This is a genomic window from Duganella kummerowiae, from assembly GCF_053572355.1.
Map to the genome: position 1 here is coordinate 530,205 of NZ_JBKFEH010000009.1, position 21,748 is coordinate 551,952.

18 protein-coding genes and 1 pseudogene are annotated in these 21,748 nt (G+C 65.0%); 8 read left to right on the forward strand and 11 right to left on the reverse strand.

Translation table 11 applies throughout. The features are described 5' to 3' along the window. Positions 1 to 10 precede the first annotated feature (10 nt). The 4 genes from ilvD (at position 11) to ACLB1G_RS13380 (ending at position 4,560) form a co-directional block, all read left to right on the forward strand. A complete protein-coding gene (gene ilvD, locus ACLB1G_RS13365; protein ID WP_491627699.1) occupies positions 11 to 1,873 on the forward strand; it encodes a dihydroxy-acid dehydratase in 1,863 nt (620 codons plus the stop codon). A gap of 192 nt (positions 1,874 to 2,065) precedes the next feature. Then, positions 2,066 to 2,386 carry a c-type cytochrome gene (locus tag ACLB1G_RS13370; protein ID WP_491627700.1) on the forward strand — a complete coding sequence of 107 codons (321 nt, stop codon included), beginning with the start codon at positions 2,066 to 2,068 and terminating at the stop codon, positions 2,384 to 2,386. Positions 2,387 to 2,456: 70 nt separating this feature from the next. Then, positions 2,457 to 3,476: a lysozyme inhibitor LprI family protein gene (locus ACLB1G_RS13375; protein WP_491627701.1), complete on the forward strand. Its 1,020-nt coding sequence runs from the start codon at positions 2,457 to 2,459 to the stop codon at positions 3,474 to 3,476. A 4-nt stretch (positions 3,477 to 3,480) separates the two neighbouring features. Then, a complete protein-coding gene (locus ACLB1G_RS13380) occupies positions 3,481 to 4,560 on the forward strand; it encodes an SMP-30/gluconolactonase/LRE family protein (protein WP_491627702.1) in 1,080 nt (359 codons plus the stop codon). Between the two features lie 11 nt (positions 4,561 to 4,571). On the opposite strand, the gene ACLB1G_RS13385 is transcribed toward ACLB1G_RS13380, so the two are convergent. From ACLB1G_RS13385 to folD, 8 genes and pseudogenes are all read right to left on the reverse strand, one after another. After that, a complete protein-coding gene (locus ACLB1G_RS13385) occupies positions 4,572 to 4,997 on the reverse strand; it encodes an STY0301 family protein (protein WP_491627703.1) in 426 nt (141 codons plus the stop codon). Next, complete coding sequence (locus tag ACLB1G_RS13390; RefSeq protein WP_491627704.1) at positions 4,994 to 5,392, reverse strand: BPSL0067 family protein; 399 nt, start codon at positions 5,390 to 5,392, stop codon at positions 4,994 to 4,996. The genes ACLB1G_RS13385 and ACLB1G_RS13390 overlap by 4 nt, the downstream gene beginning before the upstream one ends. Before the next feature lie 108 nt (positions 5,393 to 5,500). Continuing rightward, positions 5,501 to 6,552 (reverse strand): annotated as a pseudogene (locus ACLB1G_RS13395) (PDDEXK nuclease domain-containing protein). 83 nt (positions 6,553 to 6,635) lie between these two features. Beyond that, positions 6,636 to 7,769: a branched-chain amino acid ABC transporter substrate-binding protein gene (locus tag ACLB1G_RS13400; RefSeq protein ID WP_491627705.1), complete on the reverse strand. Its 1,134-nt coding sequence runs from the start codon at positions 7,767 to 7,769 to the stop codon at positions 6,636 to 6,638. A 203-nt stretch (positions 7,770 to 7,972) separates the two neighbouring features. Further along, the gene (locus ACLB1G_RS13405) at positions 7,973 to 8,392 is read right to left on the reverse strand and encodes a DUF2486 family protein (RefSeq protein WP_491627706.1); all 420 of its coding nucleotides are present in this window, start codon (positions 8,390 to 8,392) and stop codon (positions 7,973 to 7,975) included. Continuing rightward, complete coding sequence (locus ACLB1G_RS13410; protein WP_491627707.1) at positions 8,389 to 8,814, reverse strand: DNA polymerase III subunit chi; 426 nt, start codon at positions 8,812 to 8,814, stop codon at positions 8,389 to 8,391. Before ACLB1G_RS13410 ends, ACLB1G_RS13405 begins: the two co-directional genes overlap by 4 nt. Before the next feature lie 6 nt (positions 8,815 to 8,820). Beyond that, on the reverse strand, positions 8,821 to 10,917 hold the full coding sequence (locus ACLB1G_RS13415; RefSeq protein ID WP_491627708.1) for a M3 family metallopeptidase: 2,097 nt from the start codon (positions 10,915 to 10,917) through the stop codon (positions 8,821 to 8,823). Positions 10,918 to 10,940: 23 nt separating this feature from the next. After that, positions 10,941 to 11,786, reverse strand: a complete 846-nt coding sequence (gene folD, locus ACLB1G_RS13420; protein WP_491627709.1) for a bifunctional methylenetetrahydrofolate dehydrogenase/methenyltetrahydrofolate cyclohydrolase FolD — start codon at positions 11,784 to 11,786, stop codon at positions 10,941 to 10,943. 255 nt (positions 11,787 to 12,041) lie between these two features. On the opposite strand from folD, the gene aceE reads away from it, so the two are divergent. The 3 genes from aceE to lpdA are packed head-to-tail and all read left to right on the forward strand — an operon-like array spanning position 12,042 to position 18,210. Next, a complete protein-coding gene (gene aceE / locus ACLB1G_RS13425) occupies positions 12,042 to 14,738 on the forward strand; it encodes a pyruvate dehydrogenase (acetyl-transferring), homodimeric type (protein ID WP_491627710.1) in 2,697 nt (898 codons plus the stop codon). Between the two features lie 21 nt (positions 14,739 to 14,759). After that, positions 14,760 to 16,421, forward strand: coding sequence for a dihydrolipoyllysine-residue acetyltransferase (gene aceF, locus ACLB1G_RS13430; protein WP_491627711.1), 1,662 nt, complete (start codon positions 14,760 to 14,762; stop codon positions 16,419 to 16,421). Between the two features lie 10 nt (positions 16,422 to 16,431). Continuing rightward, positions 16,432 to 18,210 carry a dihydrolipoyl dehydrogenase gene (gene lpdA / locus ACLB1G_RS13435; protein WP_491627712.1) on the forward strand — a complete coding sequence of 593 codons (1,779 nt, stop codon included), beginning with the start codon at positions 16,432 to 16,434 and terminating at the stop codon, positions 18,208 to 18,210. Between the two features lie 10 nt (positions 18,211 to 18,220). On the opposite strand, the gene ACLB1G_RS13440 is transcribed toward lpdA, so the two are convergent. Together ACLB1G_RS13440 and ACLB1G_RS13445 are read right to left on the reverse strand one after the other, a co-directional pair. Next, positions 18,221 to 19,033 carry an alpha/beta fold hydrolase gene (locus ACLB1G_RS13440; RefSeq protein ID WP_491627713.1) on the reverse strand — a complete coding sequence of 271 codons (813 nt, stop codon included), beginning with the start codon at positions 19,031 to 19,033 and terminating at the stop codon, positions 18,221 to 18,223. 119 nt (positions 19,034 to 19,152) lie between these two features. After that, positions 19,153 to 19,296: a hypothetical protein gene (locus ACLB1G_RS13445; protein WP_491627714.1), complete on the reverse strand. Its 144-nt coding sequence runs from the start codon at positions 19,294 to 19,296 to the stop codon at positions 19,153 to 19,155. Positions 19,297 to 19,473: 177 nt separating this feature from the next. Between ACLB1G_RS13445 and ACLB1G_RS13450 the strand changes: the two genes are divergently transcribed. Beyond that, positions 19,474 to 20,394 (forward strand): alpha/beta hydrolase, encoded by a 921-nt coding sequence (locus tag ACLB1G_RS13450; RefSeq protein WP_491627715.1) that lies wholly within the window; start codon positions 19,474 to 19,476, stop codon positions 20,392 to 20,394. Here the strand turns inward: ACLB1G_RS13450 and ACLB1G_RS13455 are convergent. Next, positions 20,356 to 21,735: a DUF3422 family protein gene (locus ACLB1G_RS13455; protein ID WP_491627716.1), complete on the reverse strand. Its 1,380-nt coding sequence runs from the start codon at positions 21,733 to 21,735 to the stop codon at positions 20,356 to 20,358. The genes ACLB1G_RS13450 and ACLB1G_RS13455 overlap by 39 nt on opposite strands. Positions 21,736 to 21,748 lie beyond the last annotated feature (13 nt).

Sequence of the window (21,748 nt, forward strand, 5' to 3'; positions counted from 1 at the left end):
GAGACCCATCATGCCGCAATACCGTTCCCGCACCACCACCCACGGCCGCAACATGGCCGGCGCGCGCGCCCTGTGGCGCGCCACCGGCATGAAGGATGGCGATTTCGACAAACCCATCATCGCCGTGGTCAATTCCTTCACCCAGTTCGTGCCCGGCCACGTGCACCTGAAGGACCTGGGCCAGCTGGTGGCGCGCGAGATCGAGGCGGCCGGCGGCGTGGCCAAGGAATTCAATACCATCGCGGTCGATGACGGCATCGCCATGGGCCACGGCGGCATGCTGTACTCGCTGCCCTCGCGCGACCTGATCGCCGACTCGGTCGAATACATGGTCAACGCCCACTGCGCCGACGCCATGGTGTGCATCTCCAACTGCGACAAGATCACGCCCGGCATGCTGATGGCCGCCATGCGCATCAACATCCCGGTGGTGTTCGTGTCGGGCGGCCCGATGGAAGCGGGCAAGGTGCTGAAGGTGGTCAACGGTGGCCAGAAAATCATCAAGCTGGACCTGGTGGACGCCATGATCAAGGCCGGCGACAGCACCGTGTCGGACGCCGACGTGGCGGAGATCGAGCGCTCGGCCTGCCCCACCTGCGGTTCCTGCTCGGGCATGTTTACCGCCAACTCCATGAACTGCCTGACCGAGGCGCTGGGCCTGTCCCTGCCCGGCAACGGCACCATCGTCGCCACCCACGCCGACCGCAAGGAATTGTTCCTGCGCGCCGGCCGCCTGATCGTGGAGCTGGCGCGCCGCCACTACGAGCAGGACGATTATTCCATCCTGCCGCGCTCCATCGCCAGCAAGGCCACTTTTGAAAACGCCATGGCGCTGGACGTGTCCATGGGCGGCTCGACCAACACCGTGCTGCACCTGCTGGCCGCCGCCCACGAGGCCGGCGTGGACTTCACCATGGCCGACATCGACCGCATCTCGCGCAAGGTGGCCTGTTTGTGCAAGGTGGCGCCGATGACGGACAAGTTCCACATCGAGGACGTGCACCGCGCCGGCGGCATCATCGCCATCCTGGGCGAACTGGCCCGCGCCGGCCTGCTGGATACCAGCCGTCCCACCATCCACGCGCCCACCATGGCCGACGCCATCGCCCGCAACGACATCACCCGCACCGACGATCCGGCCGTGCACCAGCTGTTCCGCGCCGCGCCGGGCGGGGTGCCGACCCAGGTCGCGTTCTCGCAGTCCGAGCGCTACGAGACCCTGGACCTGGACCGCGCCGCCGGCTGCATCCGCGACAAGGAACACGCGTATTCGCAGGACGGCGGCCTGGCTGTCCTGTATGGCAACATCGCCGAGAAGGGCTGCATCGTCAAGACCGCCGGCGTGGATGAATCCATCCTCAAGTTCAGCGGCAAGGCGCGGGTGTTTGAGAGCCAGGACGCGGCCGTGGAAGGCATCCTGGGCGACACCGTGCATGCGGGCGACGTGGTCATCATCCGCTACGAAGGCCCGAAAGGCGGTCCGGGCATGCAGGAAATGCTGTACCCGACCTCGTACATCAAGTCCAAGGGCCTGGGCAAGGCTTGCGCCCTGTTCACGGACGGCCGCTTCTCGGGCGGCTCCTCGGGCCTGGTGATCGGCCACGCCTCGCCGGAAGCGGCCGAGGGCGGCGCCATCGGCCTGGTGGAAGAGGGCGACCTGATCGATATTGACATCCCCAACCGCAGCATCAACCTGCGTGTGGGCGCCGAGGAACTGGCGGCGCGCCGCGTGGCCATGGAAGCCCGGGGCGCGGCTGCCTGGCAGCCGGTGGAGCGCGAGCGCTATGTGTCGCAGGCGCTGCAAGCCTACGCGGCGCTGACCACCTCGGCCGACCGCGGCGCCGTGCGCGACCTGTCGCAGCTCAAGCGCTGATGCGCACAGGCGTTCGCTGAAGGGGCCGGTCCGCTTGCGGGCCGGCCTTTTTCTCTTGTAGAGGGCAATATCGGCCGCCCCGGTCAACCTCCGGCATCAGGCCCGCGTTATGATGGCTAGGACGATTGGTCATATATGCGCCAAGGCAAAAAACGGTAGAATGGCCCGGGCAAGTACACCACGGAGAAAACGATGAAACGCACTTTGATGATGGTAACGATGTTGGCAGCGACGGGCCTGGCTTCGCAGGCGGCCATGGCGGATGCCGGGCTGGACCTGGCCAAGGCCAAGAATTGCATGGCCTGCCACGCGGTGGCGACCAAGGTGGTCGGCCCGGCCTACAAGGATGTGGCCGCCAAATACGCGGGCCAGAAGGATGCCGAAGCCAAGCTGGTGGCCAAGGTCCAGAAAGGCGGCAGCGGCGTGTGGGGCGCGATACCCATGCCGGCCAACCCGCAAGTGAACGAAGCGGAAGCCAAGACCCTGGTGAAATGGGTGCTGTCGCAGAAATGACCGCGCGCTGAAGCCCTGTCACGATGGCCTGCTCCCTGTGGAGCGGGCCGTTTTTTTATGTGGAGTGTGTATGTTTGCAACGTCGCGCCTGCTGGCGCTGGTGCTGGCCGGTGTGCCGCTGGCCGCCGCCGCCCAGTATCCGAACACCAGTTACTTCGGCGTCAAGTTCGACGAGGATGAGGCCTGGTACCAGCAATGCAAGCGCGTGGAAAAGCTGCCCATGCCGGCGGCCGCTGCCGCGCCGGCTGGCTGCAATGCGGTTGCGCTGTACTACACCAAGGTCAACCAGGCCGTCACCAGCCAGGCCGAGTGGGACCAGGTGCGCGCCTGCGCCAGCGCCCAGGGTGACCACGCGGTGCTGGCCATGCTTTATGCCAATGGCCTGGGCGTGCCGCGCAGCCGCGACCTCGCCATCCAGCAGGCATGTCAAATGGAACATGTGGCAAAAGCGGAAATGGAAAGCCGCATCGACCACCTCGCTGCGCTGCCGGATGGCGGCAAGCGCTACGACCAGTGCGATGACATCACCAGCGGCTACATGGGTGGTGTGTGCGCGGCCATCAGCGAGGGGCAGAAGGACCGCGTGCGCCATGGCCAGCTGGAAAAACTGGCGGGAACGCTCAGCCCGGCAGGCAAGGCAGCGTTCACCAAATTGCGCGCGGCGGCCCACCGTTACGCGCAAGCCGGCGCCGCCGAGGTGGACCGCCAAGGCACGGCGGCAAGCCAGTTCATGATCGAACGCGAGGCCAGGCTGGACGAGGAATTCGCACAGGCGGCCCTGGATACCGGTGCAGGCCTGGTCCTGGCCGCCTCGCCCGAGGGCCATGCGCGACGCGACCGCGAGCTGAACGAGGTCTACCAGAGCATCATGACGGCGCGTGCGGCCGACAGCGATCATCCCGGCCGCATCGGCGACTCCACCATAGAGCGAAGCGACGTGCGCGACGCCGAACGCCTGTGGCTGGCTTACCGCGACGCCTTCGTGGCTTTCGCCGCGACCCTGCCGGGCGCTCCCGACGCCCTCGCCATCAAGACCCTGCTGACTGCCCAGCGCATCACCATCCTGCGCGACGTGGCGGCTTACCGATGAAAGCATGCTGATGCTGGCGCTGATTGCCTTGGCGGCGTATCTCAGCCTGTGGCCGGTGCCGATTGATCCAGTGGCGTGGCAGGCGCCGCCGGCGCCGGGCTATACCGGCGCCCATGCCGCCAACGCTGCGCTGGCGGCAGTCCAGCAGATTCCGCTGAACGGCGACACCGGGCCGGAACACATCGTGGCCGGCCCTGATGGCAAGCTCTACTTTGGTGTCGCCAGCGGACGCATCCTGCGCCTCGGCACGGATGATGCGGCGCCGGCAGTGGTTGCCGACACTGGCGGCCGTCCTCTGGGCATGGCGTTCGATGGCGCTGGCCATCTGATCGTTGCCGACGCGACCCGTGGCCTGCTGTCGGTGACGCCAGACGGGAACGTGGCGGTGCTGGCGGACGCGTCCACCGAGGGGGCGCTGCGATTCGCCGAGGCCGTGGCGGTGGCGCGCAGCGGCAAAATCTATGTCACCGACGGCTCGGCGCGTTTCTGGCCCGGGCAGTCCGGCACTGCGCAGCAAGCGGCGACCCTGGATGTGCTGGAACAGTCGGCCACCGGGCGCGTGCTGGAATATGACCCGTCCACCAGGCGCATGCGCGTGGTGGCCCAAGGACTGAGCTTTGCCAACGGCCTGGTGCTGAGCGCCGACGAGCGCCATGTGCTGGTCATCGAGAGCGGCCGCTACCGCGTATGGAAGATAGCGGTAGCGGCGGACCGGCTCGATGTCGCCAGCGGCTCGCCACTTGCCCGCGTGCTGTTGGACAACCTGCCCGGCTTTCCGGACAACCTGACGCGCGGGCAGGATGGCCATATCTGGGCCGGCCTCGCCGGCCCGCGCAACGACCTCGACAAGATGGCCGAACGCCCTTTCCTGCGCCGCGTGATGCTGCGCGTCCCCCGCGCGCTGTGGCCGGAACCGAAACCCTACGGCCACGTGTTCGCCTTCAAGGAAGACGGCACGGTGGTCGCCGACCTGCAAGACCCCAGCGGCCACTCCCCGCAGACCACCGGCGCCACCGAACTCCCGGGCCGCCTCTACATCCAAAGCGTGGACGGCGCCAGCCTGGGCTGGCTGCCACGCCCATGATCGCTGAGCTTTTACTGGCAACTGATGCGGATTTCATGCTGCCCAGCTCTTGCGCCTTTGCGGTACGTGAAGATGCACTGCTTCACAGTATCCGGAAGCCGGCGGGAGAGCGTTACTTCATTATGCGTGCCGTATCCGCATTCCAGCCATTTTCCATCTGGGAACGGGCGAGCCAGGTCATAGGTATACGACCACTCTTTCTTGCCTGGCCGGCTGAGGTAATCGGCCAGATCCGCCTTCATTTCGGGTGGGCCGCTGATCGGGGTCGCGGAGTTAAGGTAGAGGTCGGATGCCACGTGCGGGATCCAGCCGTTGCCCGCATTAGCCTTTACCGAGACGGGAATCGAGGCCGGACAAACATATTGCTGCGCAGGCGCAGCAGCCGAGTCGGCGGTTGCCGAGAGTACCAGCAAAGTCAGAAAAAGGGTACGCATCATTCAATGACAAAGAACGCGTCTGCGTTGTCGCTGGGGAATATGAATTTCCCCTGCTTGTCGACCCCCAGCGACTTGATGAGGCGCGGCGAGATAATGTGATCTTTCTTTGTCTTCCACTGGTCCATGACCCAAATGCCGTTTGTAGCTTGACGCAGGAATATCGCCGCATGATTCCCGTGGCTATGGTTCTGGTAACGGCCCTTGACGAAGGTCGCAATCGCAGTTCCCTTTTTTATCGAGTTGTTTTTGAACACGGGGTCGCCCTGGCGCCAGGCGCTGGTAACCGGTGCGTTCGCGTAGAGCTGCACCAGCGCCACGCATTGATGTGAACCAACCAGGTCATGGCCGTCAAGATCGTCCACCTTCTCGTATTTGTATCCCATTTTGTCTTCCATGAACATTGCTGAGCGAGTCAGCGGGATATTCACTTTAGGGCTGCTGGAAATGGGGATTTAGAGGTAAAACAAGCAACGAGCAAGGCGCAGGTGACGGTCATTCCGGGGCTAACGGTTTTTCTTGGCGAATTGCAGGTGGCGCGCCCGCGCCGCTGACTGCCGCAGGCGTTCCTTTAGCAATTCGCGCGGGGGCAGTGCGGTCAGGTATTCGGCGACGTGGATGCCGGACTTGTCGAGTTCCAGCAGTTCGATCTGCTCGGCTTTCTTGCCGGTGCAGAGGATGATGCCCAGCGGCGGGGCCTCGTCCGGTTCGCGCTCGTGCTTGTCCAGCCAGCGCAGGTAGAGTTCCATCTGGCCTTTGTACGCCGCCTTGAATTCGCCAACCTTCAGTTCTATGGCCACCAGCCGCCGCAGTTTGCGGTTGTAGAACAGCAGGTCGAGGTGGAAGTCCTCGTCGTCGATCTGTATGCGCTTCTGACGCGCGACGAAGGTGAAGCCCGCGCCAAGTTCCAGCATGAACGATTCCATGTCGCGGATGATCGCCGTATCCAGATCGCTTTCGTGCCAGGTGTCTTGCAGGCCGAGGAAATCGAGGATGTAAGGATCGCGCATCAGCATCTCGGGTGACATGCGCTCGGTGTCACGCAAGGCGGTGAGCTCTTGCTCGATCAGTTCATCGGGCTTGTTGGAAAGTGCCGTCCGCTCGTATAGCATGGAGCCGATGCGTTCGCGCAGGGTGCGCACACTCCAGTTCTCGGTGCTGGCCATATGGGCGTAGAATTCCCGTTGGTGCGGGTCTTTAGCGGGATTAGCGCAATAAAATGTGTCCACGCCAATTGTCGTATCAGTGATACGACAATTGCCTCATCTGGAAAAGTAACGGCGAATTGCATCATTCGCCCCAGATTTTTGGCGGAAAAACCATCGCCATATTCCACTGTCAGCCGGGCTGCCAGCCCTGACAGTATTTCCTTGCCGTAGCCGGCGCGCCGGCCGTCCAGTATGGTTGAGTGGATGCGCTGACCGATGCGCCAGTACAGCATGGTCAGCTCGCTGTTGACCGCCGTCGCCGCACGCCGGCGGGCTGTTTCTATCAGTGCGCGTATGTCTCCCAGCAGCAGCGCCGGGTCCGCCGGATGAACTTCCTTGATATTTACCATGACTCCTCCTGTGCAGGATCATGGTGGAACAAAAAAATGCCGCCCGCTTTGCGCTGGGCGGCATTCCGTGTCGATAGCGGAGCTTATTTCACCACTTCGATCTTGGTCTTCTTGCCGTCCTTGTAGGTGAACAGGGTCAGGGCGCCGTCCTTGATGTCGCCCTTGGCGTCGAAGCTGATCAGGCCGGTCACGCCCTGGTACTTGATCTTGGCCAGCACCGGCAGGTATTTGGCCGGCTCGGCCGACTTGGCTTCGGCCATGGCGGTGGCCATGGTCATGACGGCGTCGTACACGTAGGGCGAATACAGCTGTACGTCGGCATTGTATTTTTTCTTGTAGCGGGCCTGGAAGTCTTCCATGGCCTTGGCCTGGTCGGCCGTCACGCCGCCCGCTTCCGCGCACACCACGTCGTCGGTGTTGCCGGCCAGCTTGGGCAGGGCTTCGGTGCAGATGCCGTCGCCACCCATGTACTTGGCCTTGATGCCCAGCGCCCGCAGCTGGCGCAGCAGCGGACCGCCCACCGAGTCCATGCCGCCGAAGAACACCAGGTCGGGATTCTTGCCCTTGATGGTGGTCAGGATGGCGTTGAAGTCGGTGGCCTTGTCGGTGGTGAACTCCTTGGCCACGATCTGCACGCCGGGCAGCGCTTTCTTGGCGCCCTTGGCGAATTCCTCGGCCACGCCCTGGCCGTAGGCGGTGCGGTCGTCGATGATGGCGATTTTCTTGGCGCCCAGTTTCTCGATGGCGTATTTGCCCAGCGTGCCGCCCAGCTTGGCGTCGTTGGCCACTACGCGGAAAGCGGTGTTGAAGCCCTGCTGGGTGTACTTGGTCTGGGTGGTGGAGGGGGAGATCTGGGGGATGCCGGCGTCGTAGTAAATCTTGGAGGCGGGGATGGAGGTGCCGGAATTGAGGTGGCCGATCACGCCCTTGACCTTGGCGTCCACCAGCTTCTGCGCCACTGCCGTGCCCTGCTTGGGATCGGCGCCGTCGTCTTCCAACTGCAGCACGAATTTGACCGGCTTGCCGTCGATCTTGAAGCCCTTGGCGTTCAGCTCTTCGACCGCCATCTTGGCGCCGTTTTCATTGTCCTTGCCCAGGTGCGCGGACGGACCGGAGATGGGGCCCACGTGGCCGATCTTGATCGTTTCCTGCGCGCCGGCGCTGCCCGCGAAGGCGAGGGCGATGGCAAGTGGAATGAACTTGGTGTTGAACTGCATACGGTCTCTCCAGTGAGTGGGTGGTGGTATGAGGTCAGAAAATACAACAAATTATCCGCAGCGCAAAGCAGCGTTTGCAGGGTTTTACGCGCCAGGTGAAAGTTGCCCCATTTTGTGGCGCGGAATGCGAAATTGGTGCGGTGTATGCACCGAGTATGCGCGCCGGAGCGAAGGCCGGCGCGCGGCAGGAATTACTTCTTCTATTACTTCTTCTGGGCTTGCAAATGGGTCAGTTCCTGCGACACGGCGCGCGCCACGATTTTTTCCAGCGTGTCGTGCAGGCCGACGCGGATCTCCTGGGTCAGGCCTTGCAGCGCGTGGGTCAGCACCTCGGCCATGCTGTCCTTGATGCGCTGCTCCAGCACGAAATCGACCCGGCTGTGCAGCTGGTGCAGGATGCGCTCGGCCAGCCGGTGTTCCAGCGCGGCCCATTCCTCCTGGCCCCACTGTTCGACGGCGGCGGCCTCCAAGTGCGCCGCCTGTTCGCTGCGCTTGCTGACGCGCATGGCGGTGCGCGCTTCCTGCGGCGTTTCGCCGGGCAGTAATTCATCGCGCAAGGGCTCGGCTTTGAGGACTTCGGTCAAGACAGGGATGCTGGCGTCAAACGTGTGGGCTTGGCTCATGATTTTCCTGCGACAAAGTGAGTAAGAGGGTAGGCTTGCTGCTTGTAGGCGACGTAGCGCTTGCGGCCGGCAGCCGCATCGTCCTCATCGGAGGATATGACTTCTATCATGCGCTCAAAACGGTCGACGCAGCCAGGCATACGTCTTGATATATTCACCAGCAATTCCGTATGTGGCATTTCCGCCTCATCGTTGTCGGTAAGAATGATCGGCGTCTGGCCCGCCAGCGTATCGCCCGCCAGCACGTGCGGCAGGAAATCGGTGGCGGAAAATGTCCACATCGCCGCGTCCAGTTGCGCCAGCTGTTCCTCATCGTCGGCCAGCAGCACGATGCGGTGTTTCGCCCCCCAGGCCTTGCGCACCAGGCGGCAGGCGTAGGCGATCTTGTCCGGGATGTTGGTGTGGAAATCGATGCGCGTCATAACAGATCAGGCGGCCATTCCACTGTGGCGCAGCAGGGCGTCGATGCTGGGTTCGCGGCCACGGAAGGCGGTAAACGACTCAAGCGCCGGCCGCGAACCGCCCACGGCCAGGATTTCGCGCTGGAAGCGCAGGCCGGTGTCGGCGGTCAGCGCGCCGCCGCCCAGGGCCTGGGCTTCCTCGAAGGCTGCATAGGCGTCGGCCGACAGCACCTCGGCCCACTTGTAGCTGTAGTAGCCGGCCGCATAGCCGCCGGCGAAGATGTGGCCGAAGGAATTCTGGAAGCGGTTGAACGCGGGTGGGATCACCACCGCGAACTGGCGCCGGACTTCGTCTATCACCTGCTGCACGCTGCGCTCGCCCCCCGGCACGTAGTCGTAGTGCAAATGCATGTCCAGCAGGGCGAACTCGACCTGGCGCAGGGTCTGCATGCCGGACTGGAAGTTCTTGGCGGCCAGCATCTTGTCGTACAGGGCGCGCGGCAACGGTTCGCCGGTCGTTGCATGGGCGGTCATGTGCGACAGCACTTCCCACTCCCAGCAGAAGTTTTCCATGAATTGCGAGGGCAGCTCGACCGCGTCCCACTCAACCCCGGCAATGCCGGACACGGCCAGCTCGTCGACCTGGGTCAGCATGTGGTGCAGGCCGTGGCCGAATTCGTGGAACAGGGTGATCACTTCATCGTGCGTGAACAGGGAGGGCTGCAGCCGGCCGTCCACCGTGGCCGGTTCCGTGAAATTGCAGGTCAGGTAGGCCACCGGGGTTTGCAGCTGGCCCTCGTGGTTGACGCGGCGGCCGCGCGCGTCGTCCATCCAGGCGCCGCCGCTCTTGCCGGCGCGGGCGTACAGGTCGAGGTAGAACTGGCCCACCAGCTTGCCGTCGCGCTCGATACGGTAGAAGCGCACGTCCGGATGCCAGACAGTGGCCACGTCCGGCTTGATCTCCACCGTGAACAGCTTCTGGATCAGGCGGAACAGGCCGTCCACCACCTTGGGCTCGGGGAAGTATTGCTTCACTTCCTGGGCCGAGAAGGCGTAGCGGCGTTCCTGCAGTTTTTCCGAGGCATAGGGCACGTCCCAGGCCTGCAGCTCATCCAGGCCCAGTTCCTCGCGGGCGAACTGGCGCAGCTCTTCCATGTCGCGCTCGGCGTAGGGGCGGGCGCGGCGCGCCAGGTCTTCCAGGAACTCGATCACGTGCTCGGGGCTTTGCGCCATCTTGGGCACCAGCGAGACTTCGGCGAAGTTCTTGTAGCCCAGCAGTTGCGCTTCCTCGCTGCGCAGGCGCAGCAGGGTGTCGATGTTGGCGCTGTTGTCCCACTTGTCCTTCTCGCTGAACATGGTGCCCTGCCCGGAGGCCTTGGTCGCGTTGGCGCGGTACACGGTCTCGCGCAGTTCGCGCTTGTCGGCGAACTGCAGCACCGGGAAGTAGGACGGGAAGTGCAGCGAGAATTGCCAGCCCTGCTTGCCATCCTTCTCGGCGGCGGCGCGCGCGGCTTGCTTGACGTCGTCCGGCAGGCCGGCCAGGTCCGCTTCGTTTTCCACCAGCAGCTTGTAGTCGTTGGTGGCGTCCAGCACATTTTCCGAGAAGCGCGTCGAGGTGGCCGCGTGCTCCTCCTGGATGGCGGCAAAGCGTTCCTTTTGTTCGGCTGGCAGTTCGGCGCCGCCCATGCGGAAATCGCGGATGGCGTTCTCGATGATGCGCTGGCGGGCCGGCGACAGGGTGGCGAATTCGGCGCTGGCGCGCAGCGCCTTGTACTTGGCGAACAGGGCTTCGTTCTGGGCCAGGGCGGTCCAGAACTCGGTCACCTTGGGCTGGTTCTCGTTGTAGGCCGCGCGCAGCTCGGGCGTGTCCACCACATTGTTCAAATGGCTGACGATGCCCCAGGCCCGGCCCAGCAGCTCGGTGCTGTTTTCCAGCGGTGCCACGAAGTTGGCCCAGCTGACCTGCTCCGCCGGCGCTTCCAGCGGTGCCTCCAACTGCGCCACCACCTGGCGGCTGGCGGCCAGCAGGTGGGCGATGGCGGGGGTGACGTGCTCGGCCTTGATCAGGTCGAAGCGGGGCAGGCCGGTAAAGTCGAGCAGCGGGTTCAGGGCATCGTTGGTCATCGTCAGTTCCTATATTGTTGAGCTTACTTGCGTTCGGCCGCTTCCACCGTGTTCATCAGCAACATGGTAATGGTCATCGGACCGACGCCGCCCGGCACCGGCGTGATGTGCGACGCCACTTCCTTGATGCCTGCAAAATCCACGTCGCCGCACAGCTTGCCGGCGTCGTCGCGGTTCATACCGACGTCGATCACCACCGCGCCGGGCTTGACCATGTCGGCGGTCAGCACGTTGCGGCGGCCGACGGCGGCCACCACCACGTCGGCCTGGCGGGTGTACACGCCCAGGTCCGGGGTGGCGCTATGGCAGATGGTGACGGTGGCGTTGGCTTGCAAGAGCAGCAGGGCCATGGGCTTGCCGACCGTGTTGCTGCGGCCAATCACCACGGCGTGCTTGCCGCGCAGGTCGAGGCCGGTGGATTCGATCAGCTTCATGCAGCCGTAGGGGGTGCAGGGGCGGAAGCCGTCCAGGCCGGTCATCAGTTCGCCGGCGCTCAGCACCGAGTAGCCGTCCACGTCCTTGGAGGTGGAAATGGCTTCGATCACCTTGGTGGGATCGATGTGCTTGGGCAGGGGCATCTGCACCAGGATGCCGTGGATGGACGGATCGGCGTTCAGGGCGGCGATACGGTCCAGTAGGGCGGCCTCGGTCAGGTCGGCGTCGTACTTTTCCAGCACCGAATGGAAACCGACGTCGCCGCAGGCCTTGACCTTGTTGCGCACGTACACGTGGCTGGCGGGGTCTTCGCCGACCAGGATCACGGCCAGGCCGGGTTGCCTGCCTTCGGCAGTCAGTTTGGCCGCACGTGCAGCAATTTCGGCGCGCAGTTTTTGGGAGAGGGCGATTCCGTCGATCAGTTGGGCAGACATGGTAATAGGCGGGTGGAGAGGAAAACCGCATTATAAATGGGCAGCGCCATTTCCGGCCCGCTGTCCATGCTGCATCGCACAACACAAATTCGCCAAAAATCAAGGTAAATTTCACATTGTAAAATCACTTACCGTAATTTGAAAAAGCAAAAAAGGACTGCTAGAATCGCTGCACCCATTGAAGTATTGGTAAATAATCAGCGCCACCTGTCCGACGGCGTTTCAGGAATCGGGCAATCACACAGGAGACTCACAATGTCAGCTCAACTCGACCAGGTTACGGCGCTCACCGCCAACGATCCTGATTCGCAAGAAACCAAAGAATGGTTGGAGGCACTGGAAGCGGTGCTGGAACAGGAAGGCCCGGAGCGCGCGCATTACCTGATGGAGCGCCTGGTCGACCTGGCCCGCCGCCGCGGCGCCCAGATTCCCTTCTCCGCCAATACTGCCTACGTCAACACCATCCCGGCCCACCTGGAGGCGCATTGCCCCGGCAACCTGGAATACGAGGAGCGCCTGCGCTCCTGGATGCGCTGGAACGCCATGGCCATGGTGGTCAAGGCCAACCGCGCCGACGGCGACCTGGGCGGCCACCTGTCGTCCTTCGCCTCGCTGGCCAACATGCTGGGCATAGGCTTCAACCACTTCTGGCACGCCCCCACCGAAAACCACGGCGGCGACCTGCTGTACATCCAGGGCCACTCCTCGCCCGGCGTGTACGCGCGCGCCTTTCTGGAAGGCCGTCTGAGCGAAGAACAGCTGCTGAACTTCCGCCGCGAAGTGGACGGCAAGGGCCTGTCCTCGTATCCGCACCCGAAACTGATGCCGGACTTCTGGCAGTTCCCCACCGTGTCCATGGGCCTGGGCCCGCTGATGGCCATCTACCAGGCGCGCTTCCTGAAGTACCTGCACGCCCGTAACATCGCCGACACCGCCAACCGCAAGGTGTGGGCCTTCTGCGGCGACGGCGAGATGGACGAACCGGAATCGATGGGCGCCATCGGCATGGCCGCGCGCGAACGCCTGGACAACCTGGTCATCGTCGTCAACTGCAACCTGCAGCGCCTGGACGGTCCGGTGCGCGGCAACGGCAAGATCATCCAGGAACTGGAAGCGGACTTCCGCGGCGCCGGCTGGAACGTGGTCAAGGTGGTCTGGGGCCCGGGCTGGGACGCCCTGCTGGCCAAGGACAAGGACGGCATCCTGCAGCGCGTCATGATGGAAACCGTGGACGGCGAATACCAGAACTACAAGGCCAAGGATGGCGCCTACGTGCGCAAGCACTTCTTCGGCAAGCATCCCAAGCTGCTGGAAATGGTCGCCAACATGAGCGACGACGACATCTGGCGCCTGACCCGCGGCGGCCACGATCCGCACAAGATCTACGCCGCCTTCAAGGTCGCGCAGGAACACAAGGGCCAGCCCACTGTGCTGTTGGTCAAGACCGTCAAGGGCTTCGGCATGGGCAAGTCCGGCGAGGCGCGCAACACCGCGCACCAGACCAAGAAGCTGGACGATGAAGCCATCCGCGAAATGCGTGACCGCTTCAACATCCCCATCCCGGACGACAAGCTGGCCGAGATCCCGTTCTTCAAGCCGTCCGACGACGCGCCCGAGATCAAGTACCTGCACGAGCGCCGCGCCGCGCTGGGCGGCTACCTGCCGCACCGCCGCCAGAAGGCCGATGAAACCCTGGTGGTGCCGCCGCTGAGCACCTTCCAGAACGTGCTGGACGCCACCGCCGAAGGCCGTGAAATCTCGACCACGCAATCGTTCGTGCGCATCATCACCGCGCTGCTGAAGGATTCCAGCCTGGGCCAGCGCATCGTCCCCATCCTGGTGGACGAGTCGCGCACCTTCGGCATGGAAGGCCTGTTCCGCCAGATCGGCATCTTCAACCAGCAGGGCCAGCTGTACGAGCCGGTCGATAAAGACCAGGTGATGTACTACCGCGAAGACAAGGCCGGCCAGATCCTGCAGGAGGGTATCAACGAAGCGGGCGGCATGAGCTCGTGGATCGCCGCCGCGACCTCGTACTCGACCAACAACCGCGTGATGATCCCGTTCTACACGTTCTACTCGATGTTCGGCATGCAGCGTATCGGCGACCTGGCCTGGGCCGCCGGCGACATGCGCGCACGCGGCTTCCTGATGGGCGGCACCGCCGGCCGCACCACGCTGAACGGCGAAGGCCTGCAGCACGAGGATGGCCACAGCCATATCCTGGCCGCCACCATCCCCAACTGCGTGCCCTACGACCCCACCTTCGCGCATGAACTGGCGGTGATCGTGCAGGACGGCCTGCGCCGCATGGTGACGGAACAGGAAGATGTGTTCTACTACATCACCATCATGAACGAGAACTACCCGCATCCGGGCCTGAAGCCGGGCCAGGAAGAGGGCATCCTGAAAGGCCTGTACCTGCTGCAGGAAGGGGATAAATCGCTCAAGCAGCGCGTGCAGCTGATCGGCTCCGGCACCATCCTGCGCGAATCGCAATTCGCCCAGGAACTGCTGAAGAACGACTGGAACATCGCCGCCGACGTGTGGTCCGCTCCTTCGCTGACCCTGGTGGCGCGCGACGGCCAGGACGCCGAGCGCTGGAACCTGGTCAATCCGAACAAGGAACCGCGCGTGCCGTACGCCACCACGGTGCTGAAGGACAGCGAAGGCCCGATCATCGCCACCACCGACTACGTGCGCATGTTCGCCGAGCAGGTGCGTCCGTACATGCCCAAGGACCGCACCTACCGCGTGCTGGGCACCGACGGCTTCGGCCGCTCGGACAGCCGCGTCAAGCTGCGTGAATTCTTCGAGGTGAACCGCTACTACATCACCGTGGCCGCCCTGAAGTCGCTGTCGGAAGAAGGCAAGGTGCCGGTGTCGGTGGTGGAGGAAGCCATCGCCAAGTACGGCCTGAACCCGAACAAACCCAATCCGGTGACCCAATAACGAGAATACGGAGCAAACGCTATGAGCATTGTGGAAGTTAAAGTCCCGGATATCGGCGATTTCAAGGAAGTCGAAGTCATCGAAGTGATGGTCAAGGTGGGCGACACCATCAAGGTCGACCAGTCCCTGATCACGGTGGAGTCGGACAAGGCCTCGATGGAGATTCCGTCCAGCGCCGCCGGCATCGTCAAGGAAATCAAGATCAAGGTGGGCGACAAGGTCGCCGAAGGTTCGCTGCTGCTGCTGGTGGAGGCCGATGGCGCCGCCGCCGCGCCGGCCGCCGCTCCGGCCCCTGCCGCCGCAGCCCCGGCGCCCGCCGCTGCTGCAGCCCCGGCTGCGGCCCCGGCCGCCGCCGGCGGTCCGGTGGAAGTCAAGGTGCCGGACATCGGCGACTTCAAGGAAGTGGAAGTCATCGAAGTGCTGGTCAAGGTGGGCGACACCATCAAGGTGGACCAGTCGCTGATCACGGTGGAATCCGACAAGGCCTCGATGGAAATCCCGGCCAGCACCGCCGGCGTGGTCAAGGAAATCAAGGTCAAGGTGGGTGACAAGGTTGCCGAGGGTTCGCTGGTGCTGGTGGTGGAAGCCGCCGGCGGTGCTGCCGCACCTGCTGCACCTGCTGCCGCCGCCCAGGCCGCAGCCGCCGCACCGGCTCCTGCTTCTGCTCCTGTTCCTGCCGCCGCGCCTGCCGCTGCCCCGGCCGCACCGGCTCCTGCCGCCGCTGCTTCGGCAGGTTCGGTCGCCACCGGCAAGCTGGCGCACGCCTCGCCCTCGATACGCAAGTTCGCCCGCGAACTGGGCGTGGACCTGGGCAAGGTGCCGGGCAGCGGTCCGAAAGGCCGCATCACCCAGGCCGACGTGCAGAGCTACGTCAAGGGCGTGATCAGCGGCGCCGCCGCCGCGCCGGTGGCCGCTGCCGCCGCTGGTGGCGGCGCGGGCCTGAACCTGCTGCCATGGCCGTCGCTGGACTTCAGCAAGTTCGGCGAAACCGAGCTGCAGCCGCTGTCGCGCATCAAGAAGATTTCCGGTCCCAACCTGCACCGCAACTGGGTGCAGATCCCGCACGTCACGCAGTTCGACGAGGCGGACGTCACCGACCTGGAGCAGTTCCGCGTCGACACCAACAACGCCAACGCCAAGAACAAGGATGCCGCCAAGCTGACCATGCTGGCCTTCGTGATCAAGGCTTCGGTGGCCGCGCTGAAGAAATTCCCGGCGTTTAACTCGTCCCTGGACGCCAAGGGCGAGAACCTGATCCTGAAGAAGTACTACAACATCGGCTTCGCCGCCGACACGCCGAACGGCCTGGTGGTCCCCGTGATCAAGAACGCCGACCAGAAATCGGTGTCGCAGATCGCCCGCGAGATGACCGAGCTGTCGCTGCAGGCCCGCGAAGGCAAGCTGAAACCGGCCGACATGCAGGGCGCCACCTTCACCATCTCGTCGCTGGGCGGGATAGGCGGCACCCACTTCACGCCTATCGTGAATGCGCCGGAAGTGGCCATCCTGGGCCTGTCCAAGGCCTCCATCAAGCCTGTATGGGATGGCAAGGCCTTCCAGCCGCGCCTGATGATGGGCACCTCGCTGTCCTACGATCACCGCGTGATCGACGGCGCGATGGGAGCGCGCTTCGCTGTGTACCTGAGCGAAGTGCTGGGCGACATGCGCAAAGTCTTGCTGTAAGGAGCCATTGATGAGCACTGTAGAAGTCAAAGTACCCAACATCGGCGACTTCAGCGAAGTCGAAGTGATCGAAGTGATGGTGAAGGTGGGCGACACCATCAAGGCCGACCAGTCGCTGATCACCGTGGAGTCCGACAAGGCCTCGATGGAGATCCCGTCCGACCGCGCCGGCGTGGTCAAGGAACTCAAGGTCAAGGTGGGCGACAAGGTCAAGGAAGGCGTGGTCGTGCTGCTGGTGGAGGAAAGCGCCGGCGCTGCCGCCGCTCCCGCTCCCGCACCGGCGCCTGCCGCCGCACCTGCCTCTGCACCTCCTGCCGCCGCCGCACCTGCGCCGGCCCCGGTGGCCGGCTCGTTCAGCGGCCAGGTCGACTTCAATGTCGACATGATGGTGCTGGGCGGCGGCCCGGGCGGCTACTCGGCCGCCTTCCGCGCCGCCGACCTGGGCCTGAACACCGTCATCGTCGAGCGCTATTCGACCCTGGGCGGCGTGTGCCTGAACGTGGGCTGCATCCCGTCCAAGGCGCTGCTGCACCTGGCCGCCGTGGTCGACGAGACCGCGCACCTGTCCAAGAGCGGTATCACCTTCGCCAAGCCCGAGATCGATATCGACGGCGTGCGCAAGTACAAGGAAAACGTGATCTCCACCATGACCAACGGCCTGGCCGGCATGGCCAAGGCGCGCAAGGTCAGCGTGGTGCAGGGCGTGGGCCAGTTCATCAGCGCCAACCACATCGAAGTGACGGCCGCCGACGGCAGCAAGAAGGTGGTGCAGTTCAAGCAGGCCATCATTGCCGCCGGTTCCTCGGTGGTGAAGCTGCCTTTCGTGCCGGAAGACCCGCGCATCGTCGATTCCACCGGCGCGCTGGAACTGCGCCAGATCCCGAAGCGCATGCTGGTCATCGGCGGCGGCATCATCGGCCTGGAAATGGCCACCGTGTACTCCACCTTCGGCGCGCGCATCGACGTGGTCGAGATGATGGACGGCCTGATGCAGGGCGCCGACCGCGACGCGGTCAAGGTCTGGCAGAAGTACAACGAGAAGCGCTTCGATAACATCATGACCAAGACCAGGACGGTGGCCGTGGAAGCGCTGCCCGAAGGGATCAAGGTCAGCTTCGAGGCCGCCGAGGCGGGCGCCACCGCGCCGGCGCCGCAGCTGTACGACCTGGTGCTGGTGGCCGTGGGCCGCAGCCCGAACGGCAAGAAGATCGCCGCCGACAAGGCCGGCGTGACCGTCACCGAGCGCGGCTTCATCCCGGTCGACAGCCAGATGCGCACCAACGTGCCGCACATTTTCGCCATCGGCGACCTGGTGGGCCAGCCCATGCTGGCGCACAAGGCGGTGCACGAAGGCCACGTGGCGGCCGAAGCCGCCGCCGGCCAGAAGTCGCACTTCGATGTGAAGGTGATACCGTCGGTGGCCTACACCGATCCGGAAGTGGCGTGGGCCGGCATCACGGAAGACGAGGCCAAGGCCAAGGGCATCAAGGTCGAGAAGGGCCACTTCCCGTGGGCCGCCAGCGGCCGCGCGGTGGCCAACGGCCGCGCCGAGGGCTTCACCAAGCTGCTGTTCGACGCCGAGACCCACCGCGTCATCGGCGGCACCATCGTCGGCACCCATGCCGGCGACATGATAGGCGAGATCGCGCTGGCCATCGAGATGGGCGCGGACGGCGTGGACATCGGCAAGACCATCCACCCGCACCCGACCCTGGGCGAGTCGATCGGCATGGCGGCCGAGGTGTACGAAGGTTCGTGCACGGACCTGCCGCCGCCGCGCAAGCGCTAAGCGGGTAGCATCAGAAACCGGGCTGCGCGCCCGGTTTTTTTTCGCCCTGGCGGTCCAGGAATGCAATCAGGTGCGGGTTGACGGCGGCCGCGTGCGTGATCGGCGCCATGTGGCCGCCGCGCGTTTCGGCATGGCTGGCGTGCGGCAGCACGGCGGCCAGCTGCTGCGCCAGATGGCGCGTCGACGGCGGGCTGCTTTGTCCGGACAGCACCAGCGCCGGCATCTCCAGCGCGGCCAGACCAGCCAGCCTGGCCGGGTCGCCGATCAGGGCCTGGAAGTCCAGCATGACCTTGGCGATCTGGGCGACGAAGCGGTCCTGCACGGCCGGCGGCGCGCCGTCGAAGGCGCCGGGACGGTTCCAGTAATCGATGAAGATGCGGGTGGCGTCGCGCGGCGTGGCGGCCGCCGCGATGCGCGCGGTGACGTCCTCGATTTCGGCGCGGGCCCGGTCGCCGCGCTCCAGCAGGTGGAAGGCCACCGGTTCGAACACGGCCAGCGACAGGATGCGTGCGCCCATCTGGCGCGCCAGCCGCAGCGCGGTGGCGCCGCCGTAGGAGTGTCCGACCAGGTGGAAGGGGCGCTGCGGGCCCAGCTGCGCATCGATGGCGGCCGCTGCCGCGCCGGCTTCCACCGCCAGCGAGAAATCGGCCGCAGGGCCGGCCGGGAAGGGCGCCTCGCCATAGCCCAGCAGGTCGATGGCGTGGCACTCGTAGCGGTCAGCCAGCAAGGCGCACAGCTCGGCCCACTGGGCGCGCGAACTCATGGAACTGTGCAGCAGGACGACGGCCGGACGGCCTGGCGATGGCGGGACGGTAGTGGACATGGCGGTGCGCGGCGCTCAAAAGCGCGGATTATACTCCCGCCCTTGGGTCTCGCCCTTGGGCCCCGCCCTTGGGGACGCCCCCTTGGTGACGCCGATGGATCTGGCCCGGCGTGCCGCCGTCAGTGGCGCGGACCGGCGCGGCGGCGTGATGGCGGTTCTGACAGCACCCGTGCGATCACGCTGAACGGCACGTTGGCGCCCACCAGGAAGGCCGAGGCGACGGCGCGCCCATGGCTTTCGATCAGGGCGATCCCCTGATCCACGGTTTGTGCCCGTCTCAGGTCGGGGCGGACTGAAAACAAGTCGGCGCGCATGGCGATATTCCTAGCAAAAAGAAATCAAGCTACCATGATACGGGGAAGCATGGCGCATGGTTGAAAATACAAGTTTTATGTGCGCTAACGTACAATAGCGGCAAGCAACGAGAGTAGAGTCGAAACATGAAACGCATCAATAAAATCAGGCTGCTGGCGGGATTGGCCGGCCTGGCCTGGGCCGGATTGACGGCGGCCGTGGCGGCCAACCAGAAGCGCATCCTGTTCAACCCGGTCAACAAACGCGAGGTCGACCGGCCGGCCAGCAGCGGCCACCGCACCCGGCAAATCCTGCTGCGCTCCAAGGATGGCACCCGTTTGCACGGCTGGCTGATGACGCCGTACGAGCGCGGACCGCATCCGGCCGTGGTGTATTTCGGCGGGCGCTCGGAGGAAGTGTCGTGGGTGGCGCGCGACGCCGGCAGCCTGTTCCCCGGCATGGCGGTGCTGGCCGTAAACTACCGCGGCTACGGCGATTCCCACGGCGACCCGGCCGAGGAACACCTGATTGCGGACGGCTGCATGCTGTACCAGTGGCTGGCCGACCGCCATCACGTCGATGCCGGGCGGGTGGCGGTGGTGGGCCGCAGCCTGGGCACCGGGGTGGCGGTGCAGGTGGCGCAGCGTTGCGACGCCCATTCGGTGGTGCTGATCACCCCTTACGATTCCATCCTGTCACTGGCCAAGCGCAAGTTCCGCGCGATTCCCATCGAATACGTGCTCAAGCACCGCTTCGAGTCGGTCAAGCACGCCGCATTGCTGAAGGCGCCGACCTATGTGCTGCGCGCGGCGGTGGACGATGTGGTGCCGCATGCCCACACCGACCTGCTGGTGGAGCGCCTGGGGCCGCTGCTGCACGCGGACGAAATCGTGCCCGATTCCGACCACCTGAACATTCCCTACCTGGCCGCGACCCAGGAACGCATCGCCAGCTTCCTGGCCGGCCGCTTTGCCGAGGTGTGGACAGAGACCGCCGGCGAGCAGCTCAACGCGCTGCCGGACGAGGGTTCAATTTCTGCCGCGCTTGGCCAGGCCACTGGCGGCTGAAGTCAGCTGCTTGTGCAGCTTGCGCAAGCCCAGCCAGACGCCGGCCAGCACCACCGGCACCGCCATCCCGGTCAGCACGTCCGGGTTGACCGGCACCCCGGCCGACTTGAGCGCCTTGCCGGCATAGCCCACCAGGCCCAGGGTGTAGTAGGAGATCGCCACCACCGACAGGCCTTCGACAGCCTGCTGCAGGTGCAGCTGCTGGGCCGCGCGCGCGTCCAGCGATTGCAGGATCTTGCGGTTCTGGCGTTCCTGTTCGATGCTGACGCGGGTGCGCAGCAGGTCGTTGCCGCGCGCGATACGCTGCGCCAGGGTCTCCTGCCGCTGCGCCACCGAGGTACAGGTATGCATGGCCGGCGCCAGGCGGCGGCCCATGAATTCGGCCAGGGTGGGTATGCCCACCGTGCGCGTCTCGCGCAGCTCGTGGATGCGCGCCTGCACCAGGCTGAAATAGGCTTGCGAGGCGGCGAAGCGGTAGCTGTTGGCCACCGACAGCTTTTCGACCCTCGCGGCCAGGCCGCTGATGCGGTTCAGCAGTGCCTGTTCCTCGCGCTCCTCGGCGCCATTGTCGTCTGCCTGCACCAGCTTGGCGGTCAGTTCCGACAATTCATTTTCGATGCCGTTCAGCTCGGGCTGGGTGGCTTCCGCCTGCGGCAGGCCCAGCAGGGCCATGGTGCGGTAGGTTTCGATTTCCAGCAGGCGGCCGACCAGGCGGCCGGCCTGGAACTCGCGCAGGCCCAGGTCGCGCACCACGAAGCGGCTGAAGCCGTCCGGCTGTATCAGGAAGTCGGTCCACACCTCGGCGCCGCTGCCCACGCTGCTGCCGACCAGGGACTTGCCCTGGAAGAGCTGGCGCAGGCTGTCCAGGTCGGTGGGCTGGTCGCGCCCGTTATTGGTCAGCACCACGTGGGCCGCCACGATGATCTTGCCGTGCAGGCTGGCCAGCCAGTCCTGCGGCACGTGCTGCAGCGGGGCCTGTTCGAAGGCTTGCTGCCAGTCCAGCGCGGCATCGCCTTGCTCGACGAAGGTATAGGTGGCGAATTCGGTGTGGCACTCCCATTTCAGGCGGAAGCGGCCGAAGTCGTGGTAGAAGTAGCGCGCCTGGCCGTGGGGCACCGGCACCCCGAAATGCTGGCATAGCTCCTGCAGGATGCGGTGCTGGGTGGCGCGGTGCACCTTTTGCGAGGGCTGCTCCTGGGCGCAGTAGAGCGCAAAGTGGGTCAGGGTCTCGGGCGATTGCAGTTGCAGGAAGGGGCGCGAATGGATCTCGGCGGAGAGCGGCACGCGCATCGGGTGGTTCAGCTTGGCGAAGTCGGCGGCGGCGCGGTAGACGGCGGACATGGTGCTATTTCCC